5 protein-coding genes are annotated in these 16,590 nt (G+C 71.1%); 3 read left to right on the top strand and 2 right to left on the bottom strand.

The window, feature by feature from the left end:
- Positions 1–87 precede the first annotated feature (87 nt).
- Positions 88–474, bottom strand: a complete 387-nt coding sequence (locus tag OG349_RS19205) for a hypothetical protein (RefSeq protein WP_327235787.1) — start codon at positions 472–474, stop codon at positions 88–90.
- 809 nt (positions 475–1,283) lie between these two features.
- On the bottom strand, positions 1,284–2,513 hold the full coding sequence (locus tag OG349_RS19200; RefSeq protein WP_327235786.1) for a damage-control phosphatase ARMT1 family protein: 1,230 nt from the start codon (positions 2,511–2,513) through the stop codon (positions 1,284–1,286).
- 815 nt (positions 2,514–3,328) lie between these two features.
- Between OG349_RS19200 and OG349_RS19195 the strand changes: the two genes are divergently transcribed.
- The 3 genes from OG349_RS19195 (at position 3,329) to OG349_RS19185 (ending at position 16,578) form a co-directional block, all read left to right on the top strand.
- Positions 3,329–4,822: an amidase family protein gene (locus OG349_RS19195; RefSeq protein WP_327235785.1), complete on the top strand. Its 1,494-nt coding sequence runs from the start codon at positions 3,329–3,331 to the stop codon at positions 4,820–4,822.
- Positions 4,823–5,150: 328 nt separating this feature from the next.
- Positions 5,151–6,005: a sterol desaturase family protein gene (locus OG349_RS19190; protein WP_327235784.1), complete on the top strand. Its 855-nt coding sequence runs from the start codon at positions 5,151–5,153 to the stop codon at positions 6,003–6,005.
- Positions 6,006–6,102: 97 nt separating this feature from the next.
- Entirely contained in the window at positions 6,103–16,578 is a 10,476-nt protein-coding gene (locus tag OG349_RS19185; protein WP_327235783.1) for a non-ribosomal peptide synthetase/type I polyketide synthase, read from the top strand.
- Positions 16,579–16,590 lie beyond the last annotated feature (12 nt).

The raw sequence follows: 16,590 nt of genomic DNA, 5'->3' as shown, positions 1-16,590 counted from the left end.
GCCGGCAGGGTGAACGTCAGCAGCCTGCTCGATCTCTGTACGCACGCCCACCGTCTCGTCGGGCCGAGTGTGGGGCGGGACGTCTGTTCAGCGATCCAGACGGCTGCTTCGGAGGCGGCAGGACATCCTGCCACCATCCGGCTGCTGGAAATTTATGTCCACGATCCGCACCCGGCCTTCGAATCGGCGCGAACCGATGCAGGTTCCGGCCAGTGCTACTACGGCGGCGATCTCCTGACCGCGGGTATGAACTCCACGCGAGGGGAGGCCGCGCTCGCGATCGGCTCCTTGCTGGGGCAAAAGCACGCCGCCGTTCGGGATCTGCCCCCGATACTCAGCCGACTCGCCCACGACCCAATCATGGCTGTTCGGGCCTGCGCCGCGGACGCGGTGACCGTGCTCGTGCACCCTGCTCCGGATGCCGCTCGCGACCTCGCGGAAGTCCTGTTCACGGACGCCCCTGTCGAGATTCACGAGGCCCGTACCATCCACAAGCTGCTCACATGTGCTCTGCTCCACGACACCGAGCGCTTCGCGCCGGAGCTCACCAGGGTTTTCGCCGCCCCCGCGCCGGCCGCCCGCCATGCCGGAATGGCTTGGGCCGTCCTCGCGATGCGAGGGAGGCTACTCCCCTGCCTGCCCACGAACCTGGGCGGCCTCACTCCAGCGGCACGCCAAGGTGCCTCCGAGTCGGCCGCCAGCGATCCCATCTCTGGCGCATCCCTGCTACGGGAGATGTTCCACGACGACGCCGCCGCAGTAAGTAAGTCGGCGGCACATTCCATACGCGACGTGGCCTCGCTCCCACCGGGTGTCGCAGACGACCTCATCGGCTCGTTTCTCTCCAGCCCCGCCTTCTCCGAGAGTCCGGAAAAACTGGCTCGCGCGCTCGCCCGCTCGGCAAAACGCCTGTCCTCCCAGGCGATCGAGGCATGCCGGGCACTGGCAGCGTTCTCTGAACAGGGCAGCAAGGACGGGCGACGCGGATACGCGCTCATCCAGCAAACGGTGGCTGGGAAGCCGGCCGCGCCTCCACGCAGATCCTGCGAGCGTGGGAGCAGGACGCGCTCCCCGCGCTCCCGGAACTGCTGCCCCGGCTCGAAGACCCCCGCCTGTGGCCGTTCGCGGCCGAGGCATTCGCCCCGATGGGCCCGGCCGCCCGCCGAGGCTCTGCCCGCCGTCCCCCGCATCGGCCCGGCCGCCGACGCGCGACTCACGGCATGTGGTGCGGCGCATGCTGTTCCTGGCTCAGCTTGTCTTGGGGTTGGGGTTGGGGTTGGGGTCTACCGTCGGACCAGGATCAGTGCGTGGGTGCCGCTCGTGCGCCAGGGCGTGCCGGATTGTTCGAGGGACTCCAGCGTTTTCTGTTCCAGGCCCACGACGACGTCGGACTTCAGGGTTCGGAGCGTCGCGACAGACCCTGGGAAATACGCCGTGCGGTCCGCGAACGGTGTCGTGGCGTCCCACATCCGGTCGCCCACGAGGCGGCGGTAGTTGAGGTCGCCCTTCAGGATCGTGAGCGTGACGGCCTCGAACTCCTTCCGTAGGTCCTCGGGCATCTCCTCGTACGGCTGCGGAGCGCAGTAGAACGAGTGGGTACGGACATCCAGGCGGCCTGTCGCCATGGCCTGCCACAGGCGGCCGCCGACCCTGCCGGCTTCACCGGGGGCGTGGGTGAGGCGGCGGAGGCAGTCGACGACGTCCGACGTCATCGCGTCGGAGACGTAGTACGGGTAGGGCTTGACGTGAAGCACGACCTGTTCGGCATGCCGTTCTTCGAGGAGGTGGTCGATGAGGATCAGGTCGGGGAGCAGCTCTCGACCCGCGTTGTCCGCCACCACGGCGACCGTGGAACCCGCTCCGACGGGAAGAAGCCGCCACAGCAGGTCGCTGTCGTCGGCGACCAGCGCGGGGGCAGTGGCGTCCCCGGCCTCCGGCTCCGCCGCCGTGACGCGGAAGCCGAGGTCCGCGCGGTTGCCCCAGAGCGAGGCGTGGAGCAGGGCCGTGGCCCGCTCCTGGGCCGGCACGTTCGCGAGCGCGTCCAGGGCGCTCAGTTCCTCTTCCACCGTTTCGCCTCGCAGTTCGGCCTTCTTGAACGGCGCGAACGGGTCGACCCCCTGCCATGGGCCAGTGCCGAAGTAGCCGACCGCACCGAGGAGTCTGCGGTAGAAGTAGCTCTCTGCCCACAGGAACGGAGCGTCGTACCAGGAACAGCCGACGTGCTCCTCCCCCGAGACCGCCCAGCGCTCGTGGTCGTGTTCCGCGGGGGGAAGTGGTTCGACAACACCGTTGGTGATCTCGTCCAGCAAGACGTCGAGTGCCTCGTGCTGGCGCGGGCCGTACGGGAAGGCGTCTCGCACCTGCTGGATGAGAGCGGGGTGGCGCTTGGCCAGCACACTCCAGGCGAACGAACCGGGCTCGTTGCTCAGGATGACCGGAGCATTCGACGCGACGGCCGGCGGGGATGTGTGAGTGCCATCTTCGCCCGAGGCGCGGGAGGTCTTCTCTCTCATGGCGTCCAAGCCCTTCGGTTGAGGTGGGAGGTGAACCGGTCAGTCCGCTGAAGCCGTACCGCGATATCGCCGGTTCCCGCCCCGACCGCCACTCGGTTGCCCGGTCCGTCCATGGTGACAGCCCGGGCCCACCCTCCGGCCGACTGTCGAGGCCGACTGTGGCGGTCGCGGTCCGCCGACGGCACCAGGGTGGAGGTCAGGGGCGACTCGGTGGAAGGGACTGCCCAGTTGATGAGTCAGCTGTTCGGCAAGTAGACGGTGGTGGAAGCCGTCGGCGAGCTGCCGGACCCCGCGCGAATAGGTGTCCTGCTCGTCGGTACGAGCAGCTTCACCTCGCTGGACGACCTGCCCGCCGTGGCGGGCGACCCGAGCGGGCTTTCGCAGCTGTCCACGGAGGATCCGCAGAAGCGTCGGCTGACGATGGGGAGGACTGGGACGGGCTGCGTTTTATCCCGCACACCGAGGGCCACGCCCCGGACTTCGCGCTGTCGGGTGCCGTCACGTCCACGTTCATGTCCACGTTCATGTCCACGTCCGACGCAACTGGGATGACCGGGGTGCCGGACGCGCGTGCGGGGATGGCAACTTGATCGATATCGGGGGGATACGCGGGGGACGCAGAGCGCCGTTTCCATGCTGAGGCCAAAGACTCGTACCCTCGCCAGGAGCCTGCGATGAAAGCCAACTCCTCCGCTCGTGAACGGTTCGACCGGCGCCATGCCGTAGCCCTTGCCATAGCTGTGTTGATGGTCGCCGGTACAGCGTCGGCGACCACGTCCAGAGCCGGTGCCACCGGGCGTCCCTCCGAGAGACCGGTGTCCGTCGATCTGGAAACGGCGACCGTGGCCCAGTTGGGCGGGCTGCTCAGCTCCGGCAAGATCTCCAGCGCCGGGCTCACCAAGGCCTACCTGGAGCGCATACGGGACCTCAACTCCCACGGTCCTTCGCTCAACGCGGTGCGTTCCGTCAACCCCGACGCGATGAAGGAAGCGGCCGCCGCCGACAAGGCGCGCCGTGGCAAGGGGCCGCACAGCCCGCTGCTCGGTATACCGGTCATCGTCAAGGACAACATCGATGTCGCGGGTATGCCGACCACCGCCGGTTCGGTGGCGCTGGCCCACTCGTATCCCGCGAAGGACGCGCCGATCGTCGCGCAGTTCCGCAAGGCCGGAGCGGTCATCCTCGGCAAGGCCAACCTCACCGAGTTCGCCAACTACCTGACCAGCGGGATGCCCGGCGGTTACAGCTCGCTCGGCGGGCAGGTGCTCAACGCCTATGACACGAGCCAGACTCCGAGCGGATCCAGCGCCGGGTCGGGTGTCGCGGCCTCGATCGGGTTCGCCGCCGTCACCGTAGGGACCGAGACCTCCGGATCCATCCTCAGTCCCGCGTACTCCAACTCCGTCGTGGGCATCAAGCCGACCGTGGGACTGGTCAGCCGTACGGGCATCGTGCCGATCGCCGCCAGCCAGGACACGGCCGGCCCGCTCACGCGTACGGTCGCCGACGCCGCGGCCACGCTCACCGCGCTCGACGGCAGGGATCCGGCGGATCCCGCCACCGCCTCCAACCCGCTCGTCGGGCACGACTTCAGCAAGGACCTGTCGACCAGCGCGCTGCGCGGGGCCCGTATCGGCGTCGTCGCCGGCCAGGTCCCGGCCGCGGGAACCGACAACCGGGCCCTCTGGGACGCGGCCGTCACCGCGCTCACGGCCCAGGGCGCGACGCTCGTCGATGTCGCCCCGGACACCTCGGGGCGCTCCTCGACGGTCCTGTCGTACGAGTTCAAGCGCGACCTGAACGCGTATCTGGCCCGGCTGCCGAGGAACGCCCCCATGAAGAGCCTCGCCGACGTCATCGCGTACAACACCGCACACGCGGGTGCGGCGTTGAAGTTCGGACAGGTCAACGCTCTCAACTCCGAGGCCAAGGACCTCGGCCCCGACAGCGCCGACACGGCCGCCTACAAGGCGAGTCGGGCCCAGGATCTGGCCGACAGCAAGGACCGTATCGACGCCGTCATGAAGGACAACAGCCTGACGGCGCTGCTCTTCGCCAACAGCGGGAGCGCGGGCATCGGCGCGAAGGCGGGATACCCCTCGATCAGCGTCCCGGCCGGCTACCAGGCCGCCAACAGGAGGCCGTTCAGCATCTCGTTCCTCGGCCAGGCGTGGAGCGAGCCCACTCTCGTCGGCTACGCCCATGACTACGAGCAGGCCACCAAGCTGCGCCGGCCGCCGACGGTGATCAATCCGGCTCCGTACCGCTGCACGGCTCTCACGAGCCTCGGGGACTCCTGCGCGCCCTGACGCCGCCCTGACGCCGCCCTGACTGAGCAGGTATCCCCGACAGCATCTCCAGCACTCGCCTTGCAGAGGGTCCGCCGGCAGGCCGCCGGCGGACCCTCCAGTGCGTTCCTGTGGCAAGTCCGCCGAATATGCCGGGTTGAGGCGGGTTTCGGGTGTACGCCCCGGGGGCGTGCGGGGTGCGGGATGTGCGCTGGGGGCGTCGTGCGCCGGGGTGGAAGGCATTGCTTTGCGTGTTCATCAAACTACATACTGTAATCGCCTCTTTGGCTTTTCGTCTGCCGGGAGCGCTCTCGTACGTGTCCCCTCCGTCACCTTGAAGAGGAGTGCCATGCCCCGGCTAACGCTGCGAGATGTACTGGCTGTGGCCGCCCAACCCCTTCTGCTGCTCGCCGCCGTCGCCGTCTTCGTCCCCACCGTGTGGCGCGGCTGGGAGCCGGGCGTGGCCACCTTCCTCTTCCAGTTCGCGGTGCTCGGGCTGCTTCTGGTGCTGGAGTTCGTGATTCCGTACAACCCCGCGTGGCGGCCGGACCGGCGGGAGTGGGGGCATTACGCCGTGTACTACGTCCTCACCGCCGCCGGGGGCGCGCTCGGGCAGAATCTGGTGCTCCTGGCCGTCGGCGCGGTGGCGAATCCGTATCCGGTGCTTCCGCTGTGGGGCGAGATCCCGCTGGCGCTGCTGCTCGGCTCCCTCGCGAGTTACGGGGTGCACCGGGCCGGGCACACCTACGCGTGGCTGTGGCGGCTGCACGGGGTGCACCATGTGCCGGACAAGGTGAACGTCGGCAACAACAGTGTCAACCACGTGGCCGACGTCGTCATTTCGCAGGGGTTCGTCCAACTGGCCCTCGCGCTCGTCGGATTCTCCGAGCGCGCGGTCTTCGCGGTGGGTCTCTTCGTCGTGGCCCAGGGGTACTTCGTCCACGCCAACGTCCGCGTGCGGCTGGGGCCCTTGAACCATGTCCTCGCCGGTCCCGAGCAGCACCGGCTGCACCACAGCACCGATCTGGCGGAGGCCGGCCACTACGGCTCCGACCTGTCCGTATGGGACCGGCTCTTCGGTACGTTCACCTGGCACCCCGGTCGTGAGCCGGCGGCGGTCGGACTGGCCGATCCCCGCACCTTCCCGGCCACCGGTCGCATCCTCACCACACTCGTCCACCCCTGGCGCCGCTCCGCCGGGTGACGGGCTCTCCCACCGTCCCTCTGTTTCTTGCCTGTTCACGTCCGTGCGGCGCGCCGCTCCCTTCGCGTGCGCCTGTTTGGCGACCCAAGGAACGATCATGTCAGCACAAGCTTGCACGTCCCCGTCGGCCTCTCCCGCGCCGTCCGCAACGCCCGTAACGCCCGCAACATCAACAACGCCCGCCGAGAAGATCGCCGTCATCGGCATCGGCTGCCGCTTCCCCGGCGGAGCCAATGACCACCGCTCCTTCTGGCGCAACCTGGTCGAGGGCAAGGACTGCATCACGCCGACGCCCGCCGACCGGTACGACGCGGCGGGTCTGGGCAGCAGGGACAAGGCCAAACCGGGCCGGCTCGTCGGTGGGCGCGGGGGCTACATCGACGGCTTCGACGAGTTCGACCCGGCGTTCTTCGGCATCAGCCCCCGCGAGGCGCACGCCATGGATCCGCAGCAGCGCAAGCTGCTTGAGGTCGCCTGGGAGGCCCTGGAGGACGGCGGGCAGAAGCCGGGCGAGCTGGCGGGGCGCGACGTGGGGGTGTTCGTCGGGGCGTTCACCCTGGACTACAAGATCCTTCAGTTCTCGGACCTCCGCTTCGACACCCTCGAAGCCCACACGGCGACCGGAACGATGATGACGATGGTCTCGAACCGTCTCTCGCACTGCTTCGACTTCCGGGGCCCGAGCCTCTCCATCGACTCCGCGTGCAGCTCGTCCCTCGTGGCGGTGCACCTCGCCTGCGAGAGCCTGCGACGCGGCGAGAGTGCGCTGGCCCTGGCCGGCGGCACGCTGCTGCATCTGGCGCCGCAGTACACCATCGCCGAGACCAAGGGCGGCTTCCTCTCTCCCGAAGGCCGTTCCCGGACCTTCGACGCCGGAGCCAACGGTTACGTACGGGCCGAGGGCGTGGGGATCGTGGCCCTCAAGCTTCTTACGGAAGCGGTCCGCGACGGCGACCCCATCCACGCCGTCATCACGGAGACCGGGGTGAACCAGGACGGCCGCACCAACGGCATCACCGTCCCCAGCGCGGACGCCCAGACCGCGCTCATCGAGCAGGTCTGCGCGCGGGCCGGGATCACCCCGGGAAGCCTCCAGTACGTGGAGGCGCACGGCACGTCCACCCCGGTGGGCGACCCGATCGAGGCGAACGCGCTGGCGCGCGCCCTCGCGGTCGGCCGTGAGCCGGGCGCCGCGTGCTACGTCGGTTCCGTCAAGACGAACATCGGGCATACGGAGTCGGCGGCCGGGATCGCGGGGCTCATCAAAACTGCCCTCAGCCTCGAACACCGGCTGATCCCCCCGCACATCAACCTGGAACACATCAATCCGGCGATCGATCTGGACGCCGCGCCGTACGAGATTCCGGACCGGGTCACTCCCTGGCCCGCTCACGAGGGGCCGGCTCGCGCGGGCGTCAACTCCTTCGGGTTCGGGGGCACCAACGCTCATGTGTTGTTGGAAGAGGCGCCGGCGGGTGCCGGGGAGGTGCCCGCGGCCGCTGTCGAGGGGGCGCCGGGGGCTCTTGAGGACTCCTCGGCTGCCGTGGAGGGCCTTCCGGCATCCGTTTCCGCGCGGCCTTCCGGCGCCGGCGGTCTTCCGTTCGCCGTACTGCCGCTCAGCGCCCATGACGCCTCCGTACTGCCGAGGCTGGCCGAGTCCGTACGAGCGGAAGTCACGGCCCAGGGATCGGATGCGGGTCCCTCTCTCACCGACCTCGCCCATTCCCTCGCCTGCCGCAGGCAGCATCACGACGCCCGGCTGTCCGTGGTGTACGAGACGCGTGACGATCTGGACCGGGCGTTGGCGGCGTACGTCCGGGGCGAGGAGCACCCCCGCGTGCTGCGCGGGCGCAGACGCGAGGGACAACAGGCCTCGCCCGCCTGGGTTTTCACCGGTATGGGGCCGCAGTGGTGGGCCATGGGACGCGAGTTGTTCACGACCTCGCCCGTCTACCGCGAGGCCGTCGAGGCCGTCGACCGGGAGATCGCCGCGCAGGCCGGCTGGTCGCTGACCGCCGAACTGAACGCCGACGAGAACGTCTCCCGGATGGCACAGACCTGGCTCGCCCAGCCCGCCAACTTCGCCGTCCAGGTCGGCCTCGCCGCCCTCTGGCACGCCCAAGGGGTTCATCCCGGCGCGATCGTCGGCCACAGTACGGGCGAGGTCGCGGCGTTCTACGAGGCCGGGGTCTACAGCCTGCGGGACGCCGTACGGATCGTCCTGCACCGCAGCCGCTTGCAGCACCGGCTCGCCGGTGCGGGCACCATGCTGGCCGTCGGTCTGCCCGAGGCCGAGGCGTCGCGGCGCGCGGCGCCCTTCGGGGACCGCCTGTCCGTCGCCGCCGTGAACAGCCCCGGGGCCCTGACCCTGGCCGGGGACCGGGCAGCGCTCGCCGCGTACGCGGAACCGCTCCGGGCCGAGGGGGTGTTCACCAAGTTCCTCGACGTGGAAGTCCCGTACCACAGCGCCGCGATGGAGGAGATCAGGGCCGAGCTGCTGGCGGAGCTGGCCGGGATCGAACCGCGTCCCGCCCGGGTGCCGCTCCACCTCACCGGCCGGAAGGGACGGGCCGAGGGGCCCGAACTCGACGCGGGTTACTGGTGGGACAACGTCCGGGACACCGTACGGTTCCGCGATGCCGTCGACGCCCTGCTCGATGACGGACACCGTACGTTCCTGGAGATCGGGCCCCATCCGGTCCTCGGGCACTCCATCAAGGAGTGCTTCGCCGCGCGTGAGACCCGCGAGGCCCGCACGAGGGATCCCCTGGCCGACGGCGCGTCCGGGGGGTCGTACCAGACCGTGACCGCGCTGCCGTCGATCCGCCGTGCCGAGGGCGAGGCGCTGCGCTTCGCCACGTCCCTGGCCACGCTGTACACCCTCGGCTGCGCCGTCGACTGGAAGGCACTGCACCCGCGCGGGCGGTGGGTGCCGCCGCCCCGCTATCCGTGGAAGCGGGACCGGTACTGGACCGAGCCCGCGCCCGTGGCGCAGGTCAGGCTGGGCCAGGTCGACCATCCGCTGCTGGGCCGGCGCCTCGCCACCGCGGAGCCCGCGTGGGAGGTGGCGCTCGACGTGGAGACCACGCCGTACCTCGCCGATCACCGCATCCAAGGAAGGACGTTGTTCCCGGCGGCCGGGTACGTCGAGATGGCGTATCAGGCGTTACGCGCCCTGACGGGTGGTACGGACGCCGAGTTGGCGGACATCGAACTGCGCAAGGCCCTCTTCCTGCCCGACGACGCCCCCCGCGCGGTCCAGTTGTCGCTCTCCGCGCAGACCTCCGCCTTCACTGTGGCGACCGGCGGCGACACCCCTGCCGTCCACGCGTGCGGCGTGGTGCGCGGTGGCGCCCCGGCCGCTCGCGCCGCCGCGTTGGACGGGGCGGCGATCCGGGCGCGGGCGGACGGGCGGCTGGACTCCGCCGCGTGTTACGGGACGTTGAGCGCTTTGGGGTACGAGTACGGCCCCGCGTTCCAGGGGATCACGGAGGTCTGGCGGACGGGGGGCGAGGCGCTGGCGCTGATCCGGCCGCCCGCGTGTGTCGGCGGTGCGGAGGGGGCCGGCGGTGCGGAAGGTGCTGTCGGTGCGGGCGGTGCCGGCGGACACCATGTGCATCCGGTGCTGCTCGATGCGTGTTTCCAGGCGCTTCTGGTGGCCGGGCTCGCGGACGTCGAGTCCGGGGGCGCGGAGTCCGGGGGCGGGATGCTGCTCCCGCTCAGCATCGAGGCGGTACGTACGGCCCCGGTCGGCGACCGAGCCGTGTGGGCGCACGCCACCGTCACGCGGCGGGCGGAGAACGAACTCGTCGGTGACATCGCCCTCTACACGGAGGACGGCAAGCCGCTGGGGTACGTACGCGGCTTCCGCGCCGCCGACGTGGAACAGGCGTCGGCGACGGTGGGCGTTCCCACCATCGACGGCTGGCTCGCTGAACTCATCTGGACGGACGAGCCGTTGGAGGGCGACCGGGATCAGACGCCACAGGGTGGCGCTCTGGACGCGGAAGCGGCTCCGGCTTCCGTTCCGGTTCCGTACCAGAGCCTGCCGGCTTCCGGCACCTGGCTGCTGTTCGCGGACAGGCCCGGCGGGGTGGCGGACCGCCTCGCGGCGCTCGCGGGCGCGGGCGGTGCGCGCTGCCACCTCGTACGGCCGGGTGACGGCTATGCCTTCGACCGGGACGGACGGGATTCCCGGGTGGTCCCGGGCAGCGCGGACGATCTCCGCAGGCTGCTCACCGACCTTGCCGCTGACGCCGCCGAAGCCGGGCGTCCGGCCCTCGACACCGTCGTCCACCTGTGGAACCTCGATCTGCCCGCCCTGGAGGACACCGGGCGCGGCGACCTCCACGCTCACAGCACGCTGGGCGCCTACTCCGTGGTCGCCCTGGCCCAGGCCCTCCAGGACACCCCAGGCCGGTCGGCCGCTCCGGCCGCCCTGCACCTGGTGACCCGGGGAGCCCAGGCGGCCGTCCCAGGAGACCGGGTGGAACCGCTCGGCGCGCCCGTCTGGGGCATCGGCCGGGTGCTCCGCCACCAGGAACTGACCGCGCACGGGGGGAAGCTGATCGACCTGCCGCCGCTCCCCTCGGGGGACCTCCCGGAGGGACCGGAAGTGGAGTGCCCGCAGCACGCGGGGGTGCCGGGCGAGGCGGGAGCCCGGGGTGACGCCGAGGTACGGGTCGGCGCCGGGGCGCCGTGCCCCCACGAGGCCGGAGTCCGTGCCGACGCCGGGGCGTGGGGCGCCGGCGGGGCGCCGGGCAACGGCGTGGCGCAAGCCGGCGCGGGAACGCGGTCCGACGCGGGAGCGCAGGGCGGTACCCGGGCGCACGTCAACGCCGGAGCGACGTACCCGCAGGACACCAGAGCACAGGCCCATGCCCAGGCCCGAGCGGGCGTGGGAGCCCGGGCCAGCACCGGAGTGCTGGTCGACACCAGCGCGCAGACCGACGCCGAAGCACGGTACGACTCCAAAGCCGAGGCCGACGCGGGAGTCCGGGGCGACACCGGCACGCGAGCCGACGCCGAAACGCGGTACGACACCAAGGTCCGGGCCGACACGGGAGCCCAGACCGGCGCAGGAGTGGGGGGCGCCCCCGGCGCACAAGCCGACACCGCCGTACCGGGCGACGCAGGGGCCCTGGCCGACGCAGGAGCCCTGGCCGACGCAGGAGCCCTGGCCGGCACCGGCACGCAAGCCGACCCCGCACCACGCAACGGCGCCGAAGCCCAAGCCCAAGCCCCAGCCACCGCCCGCGCCCAGGCCGACGCCGTAGCGCTTCTCCGGGAGATCCTCGCGCCCGCCGCACCCGGCCGGCCTCAGGACGAAGTCGCCCTGCGTGGGGAGCGGCGGCTCGTCAGTGGGCTTTCTCGGGCCGAGGGGCTCACCCGGCCCTTTCCGCCTCGGTTGCGGGCCGACGGGGCGTACCTCGTCACCGGGGCGTTCGGGGCGCTGGGCAGGCTGCTGTGTCGGTATCTCGTCCGGCGCGGGGCTCGGCATCTGATTCTTGTCGGGCGTACGGAGCTGCCCGACCGTGGCACCTGGCGCGGGCTCGATCCGGGTTCCCCGGCGGCCGACGCCGTGCGCTTCGTCAAGGAGTTGGAGGCCCTTGGGGCCCATCCCGTGCACGCGGCCCTCGACATCTCCGACGAGCGCGCTCTGGCACGGTGGCTGGGCGAGTACCGGGACCGGGACGCTCCCCCGGTGCGTGGTGTCTTCCACCTCGCCGGGCACGTACGGGACACGCCGGTCCAGAGCCTGGACCGGGTCGCGTTCGACTCCGCCTTCGACCCGAAGGCCGCGGGGGCGTGGCTTCTGCACCACCACCTGCGCGACGAACCGCTCGACCACTTCGTGCTCTTCGCCTCCGTCGCGTCCCTGCTCACCACCGCCGGCCAGGCCAACTACGCCGCCGGCAACGCCTTCCTCGACGCCCTGGCCCACCACCGCAGGGCGCGCGGGCTGCCCGCGCTCAGCCTGGACTGGGGGCCTTGGGCGACCGGGATGATCGAGGAGCTGAGCCTGGTCGAGCACTACCGCGCCGTCCGCGGCATGAGCTCGCTCTCCCCCTCCGCGGGCATGGCCGTCCTGGAACGGGTCCTCGGCCAGGACCGCGCCCAGCTCCTGATCGCCACCGTCGTCGACTGGAAGACCTTCCTCGCCTGGTACCCCTCGCCGCCCCCGCTGGTCCGGCGGCTCGCGGCCGAAGCAGCGGCCCCCGCCACTCCCGGCGAGACCTCCACCGGCCGCGGCGCGCCCGACGAACAGAGCGCGTACCTGGACCGGTTCCGCGCCGCCGCCGGCGACGAGGAGCGTGCCCGGCTCGTCGCGGACCGCTTCCTCGGCTGCGCGTCATCCGTCCTAAGGATGAGCAGCGACCAACTCGACCTGGACACGGGCCTGGGCACGTACGGCATCGACTCGCTCCTCGCCATGGAGCTGCGGGCCAGGGTCCAGGCAGCGACCGGCGTCGCGCTCCCGGTCGTCGCGCTGCTCAGCGGGGCGCCCCTGCGCGAGCTGACGGCTCAACTCCTCTCCGGCACCGAGGCACTTGCCTCACAGGCGGGAAGCGGCCAGAGCGACGACACCTCGGTGGAGGTCCACCAGGACCCGTCCCGCCATCCCCTGACGCAAAATCAGAAGGCCCTGTGGTTCCTGAAACAGCTCCACCCGGACGGCTTCGCGTACAACATCGGCGGCGCCGTCGAGGTCCGTACCGACATCGATCCCGAGCTGATGGCCGCCGCCGTACGCGCCCTGGTGGCCCGGCACCCCGTGCTGCGGGCGAACTTCGTCATGGAGGACGGCCGGCCGCTCCAGACCGTCTCCGACACCGTCGAGCCGGACATCGAGGTCTTCGACGTCGAAGGCATGGAGTGGGACGGGATCCGCGAGCTGATCGTCGAGGAGTACCGCAGACCGTACGACCTCGCGCGTGACCGCCTGATGCGCTTCCGGCTGTTCCGGCGCGGCCCGGACCGCTGGGTGCTGATGAAGGCGGTCCACCACATCGTCTCCGACGCGATCTCCACGTTCACCTTCATCGAGGAACTGCTCGCGCTCTACGAAGGCATGCGCACGGGCCAGGCAGCCGAACTACCGCCCGTCCGGGGCCGGTACGTCGACTTCCTCAACCGGCAGAACAGATTCCTGGCCTCCCCCGACGCCGACCGCATGCTGGACTACTGGCGCGGCGCGCTGCCCGCCGAGGTCCCGCCGCTCACCCTCCACACCGACGCGCCCCGCCCGCCCGTACAAACCCACAACGGCGCCTCGGAGTTCTTCGTCCTCGACGCCGAACTCAGCGCCCGGGTACACGCCTTGGCCCGCGCCCACGACGTGACCGTCTTCACGGTGCTGCTGTGCGCCTACTACCTGCTGCTGCACCGCCACTCCGGTCAGGACGACATCATCGTCGGCAGTCCGGTGACCGGGCGCACGGACGAGGACCTGTCGTCCGTGTACGGCTACTTCGTCAACCCGCTCCCGCTGTACGCGCATCTCGGCGGCGACCCGACCGTCGCCGACCTCCTCGCCCAGGTCCGGGGGACGGTGCTCGGCGGGATCGACCACCAGGAGTACCCCTTCGTCCTGCTGGTCGAGAAGCTGGGCCTGCAACACGACCCCAGCCGCTCGGCGGTCTTCCAGGCGATGTTCATCCTGCTCGCCCACAAGGTGTCCTCGCAGCAGTACGGCTACCACCTCGACTACATCGAACTCCCCGAGGAGGAAGGGCAGTTCGACCTCACGCTCTCGGCGTACGAGGACGAGGCCGAGCACCGGTTCCACTGCGTCCTGAAGTACAACACCGACCTGTTCCGGCCCGAGACCGCCCGCCGGCTGGCCGGGCACTACCGCAACCTCCTGGAGGCGCTGACCCGTACAGCCGGCGACCGCCCGGTGGCGGGGCTCGACATGCTCGGCGAGGACGAGCGCCACGAGATCCTGCACGGCCCTGCCGCCAGGGGCCGGGTGCTGGCGCCGGAGCCCCCGGTGCACGACCTGTTCGTACGGGCGGCGGCGCGTACCCCGGACGCGGTCGCGGTCACGGTCCCCGCCGCGGGTCCTGGCGGGAAGGCCCGCCACCTGACCTACGGAGAGCTGGAGCGGGCCTCCGGTGTGCTGGCCGGGCGGCTGCGGGCCCGGGGGGCGAGCGGCGGGGTCGTCGCGGTGTGCCTGCCGAAGTCTCCGGAGCTGATCGTCGCGCTGCTGGGCGTCCTGCGCGCGGGGGCCGCCTATCTGCCCCTCGATCCCGGCCATCCCGCCGAGCGGCTGGCATTCATGGCGGGCAACGCGGACGCGCGCCTGGTGCTCACCGACGCGGCGGGCGCCGAGCAACTGGACGTGCCCGGGACGGAGTTCCTCACCGATGTCCTGGCGGGGGACTCCGAAGGCCCCGCCACCGACGCCCCCGAGGACACACCCGTCGGCCCGGACACACTCGCGTACGTCATCCACACCTCCGGATCCACGGGCCGCCCCAAGGCCGTACGGGTCTCCCACGGCGCCCTCGCGGCGCTCGGCGCGGCCTGGCGCGAGGAGTACGGGCTGCCGCACGGGCCCGGATCGGGACCGGAATCCGCACCGCGCGTCCATCTCCAGATGGCCGGCGTCTCCTTCGACGTCTTCACCGGCGACCTGGTCCGCGCCCTGTGCTCGGGAGGCCGACTGGTCCTCGCCGACCGCGAGTTGCTCCTCAACACGGCGCGGCTGTACGAGGCGATGATCACCGAGCGGGTCACCTGCGCCGAGTTCGTCCCCGCCGTGGTCCGCGCCCTGATGACCCACTGCGAGGAGGGCGGCCACCGGCTGGACTTCATGCGGCTGTTGATCGTCGGCTCCGACACCTGGAAGGTCGCGGAGTACGAGCGGCTGCGCCGCCTCTGCGGCCCGGACACCCGGGTGCTCAACTCGTACGGACTGACCGAGGCCACCGTCGACAGCGCCTGCTTCGAGGGACCCACCGACGATCTCGACCCGAACAGCACGGTCCCCATCGGCGGACCGCTGCCCAACTGCGTCCTGCACGTCCTCGACGCCCACCGGCAGCCCGCGCCGACCGGGGTCACCGGCGAGCTGTGGGCGGGCGGGGCCGGCCTCGCCCAGGGCTACGCCGGAGACCCGGAGCAGACCGGCGAACGTTTCGTCACCCTCACCCTGGACCGGGGCCCGGACGCCGTCCCCGAACGGCTCTACCGCACCGGTGACCTGGCGCGCCGGGACGCGCGGGGCCGCATCCACCTGCTCGGCCGCGCCGACGCCCAGATCAAGCTGCGCGGCCACCGCATCGAGCCGGGGGAGATCGAGGCCCTGCTGACGGCGCTCCCCGAGGTCGCCGACGCCTACGCCATGGTCAGGACCGACCTCGGCGGCGAACCGGCCCTCTGCGCCTACGTGGTACGGGCCCCCGGCACCGCCCCCGACCCGCGGGCCCTGCGCCGCCACCTCGCCGCCCACCTGCCCACGTACCTCATCCCGGCCCGGCTGCACACGCTGGACGCCCTCCCCCTGAACCCGAACGGAAAGGTGGACCCGGACGCGCTGCCCGCGCCCGCCGCCGAGTCCGCGCAGGAGCACCACGAACCACCCGTGACGCTCTACGAGGAACGGGTGGCGGCCCACTGGAAGGCGGTGATCGGCCTCGAACAGATCGGCCTGCACAGCGACTTCTTCGATTCCGGCGGCAGCTCCATCACGCTCATCGAACTGATCCACCGCCTCCAGAAGGAGTTCGGCATCGCGATCCCGGTCGGCCTGCTCTTCAAGGTGACCACGCTGCACGGCATGGCCCGTACGGTCGAGGACATCGTCACCGGCCGGGTCTCCGGCAACCTCTCCCACCTGTCCTTCAACACAGGTGCGGGACCGGTCGTCTTCTGCTTCCCGCCGGCCGGCGGCCACGGCCTCGTCTACCGCCACTTCGCCGCGCACCTCCCCTCGTACGAGCTGATCGCCTTCAACCACGTCGACGGCGACAAGAGCACGCGCTACGCCGACCTCGTGGAATCGCTGCAACCCGAAGGGCCCTGCCTCCTCCTCGGCTACTCCCTGGGCGGGAACCTCGCCTTCGAGGTCGCCAAGCGGCTGGAACAACGGGGGCGCGAGGTGGCGCATGTCGTGATCATGGACTCGTACCGCATCGAGGAGCGGTACGGCATCTCCGACGAACACACCGAGGCGTTCGAACGCGAACTGCGGGACCACCTGCGCCGTCACACCCACTCCGAGACCGTCACCGCCCAGACCCTCGAACAGGCCAGGGACTACCTGGAGTACTGCGGACGTACGCCGAACCACGGATCGGTCGCCGCGACGGTCACCGTGATCTCCGACGAGGCGAAGGTGCCGTTCTACGCGGCCGGGCAGCGCGGCAGTTGGCACACCACCTCCACCACCGTCAGCCGGCTGGTGCGCGGGGCCGGCCTGCACGCGGAGATGCTCGACGAGAAGCCCGCCGAGCGGAACGCGGCCCTGGTGCTGTCCGCGCTCGGCGACCCCATCGCGACCGCACCCCGGGAGCGTTCCGCTTCCGTGGAGGACGGCACCACAGACAGGGAACTCCATGGCGCGTGACAACCCGACGGC

Origin of the sequence: Streptomyces sp. NBC_01317 (assembly GCF_035961655.1) — a bacterium.
Classification (GTDB): Bacteria; Actinomycetota; Actinomycetes; order Streptomycetales; family Streptomycetaceae; genus Streptomyces.
The sequence above is the reverse complement of the archived record's forward strand: the minus strand, read 5'-3'. Positions and strand labels throughout refer to the sequence as shown.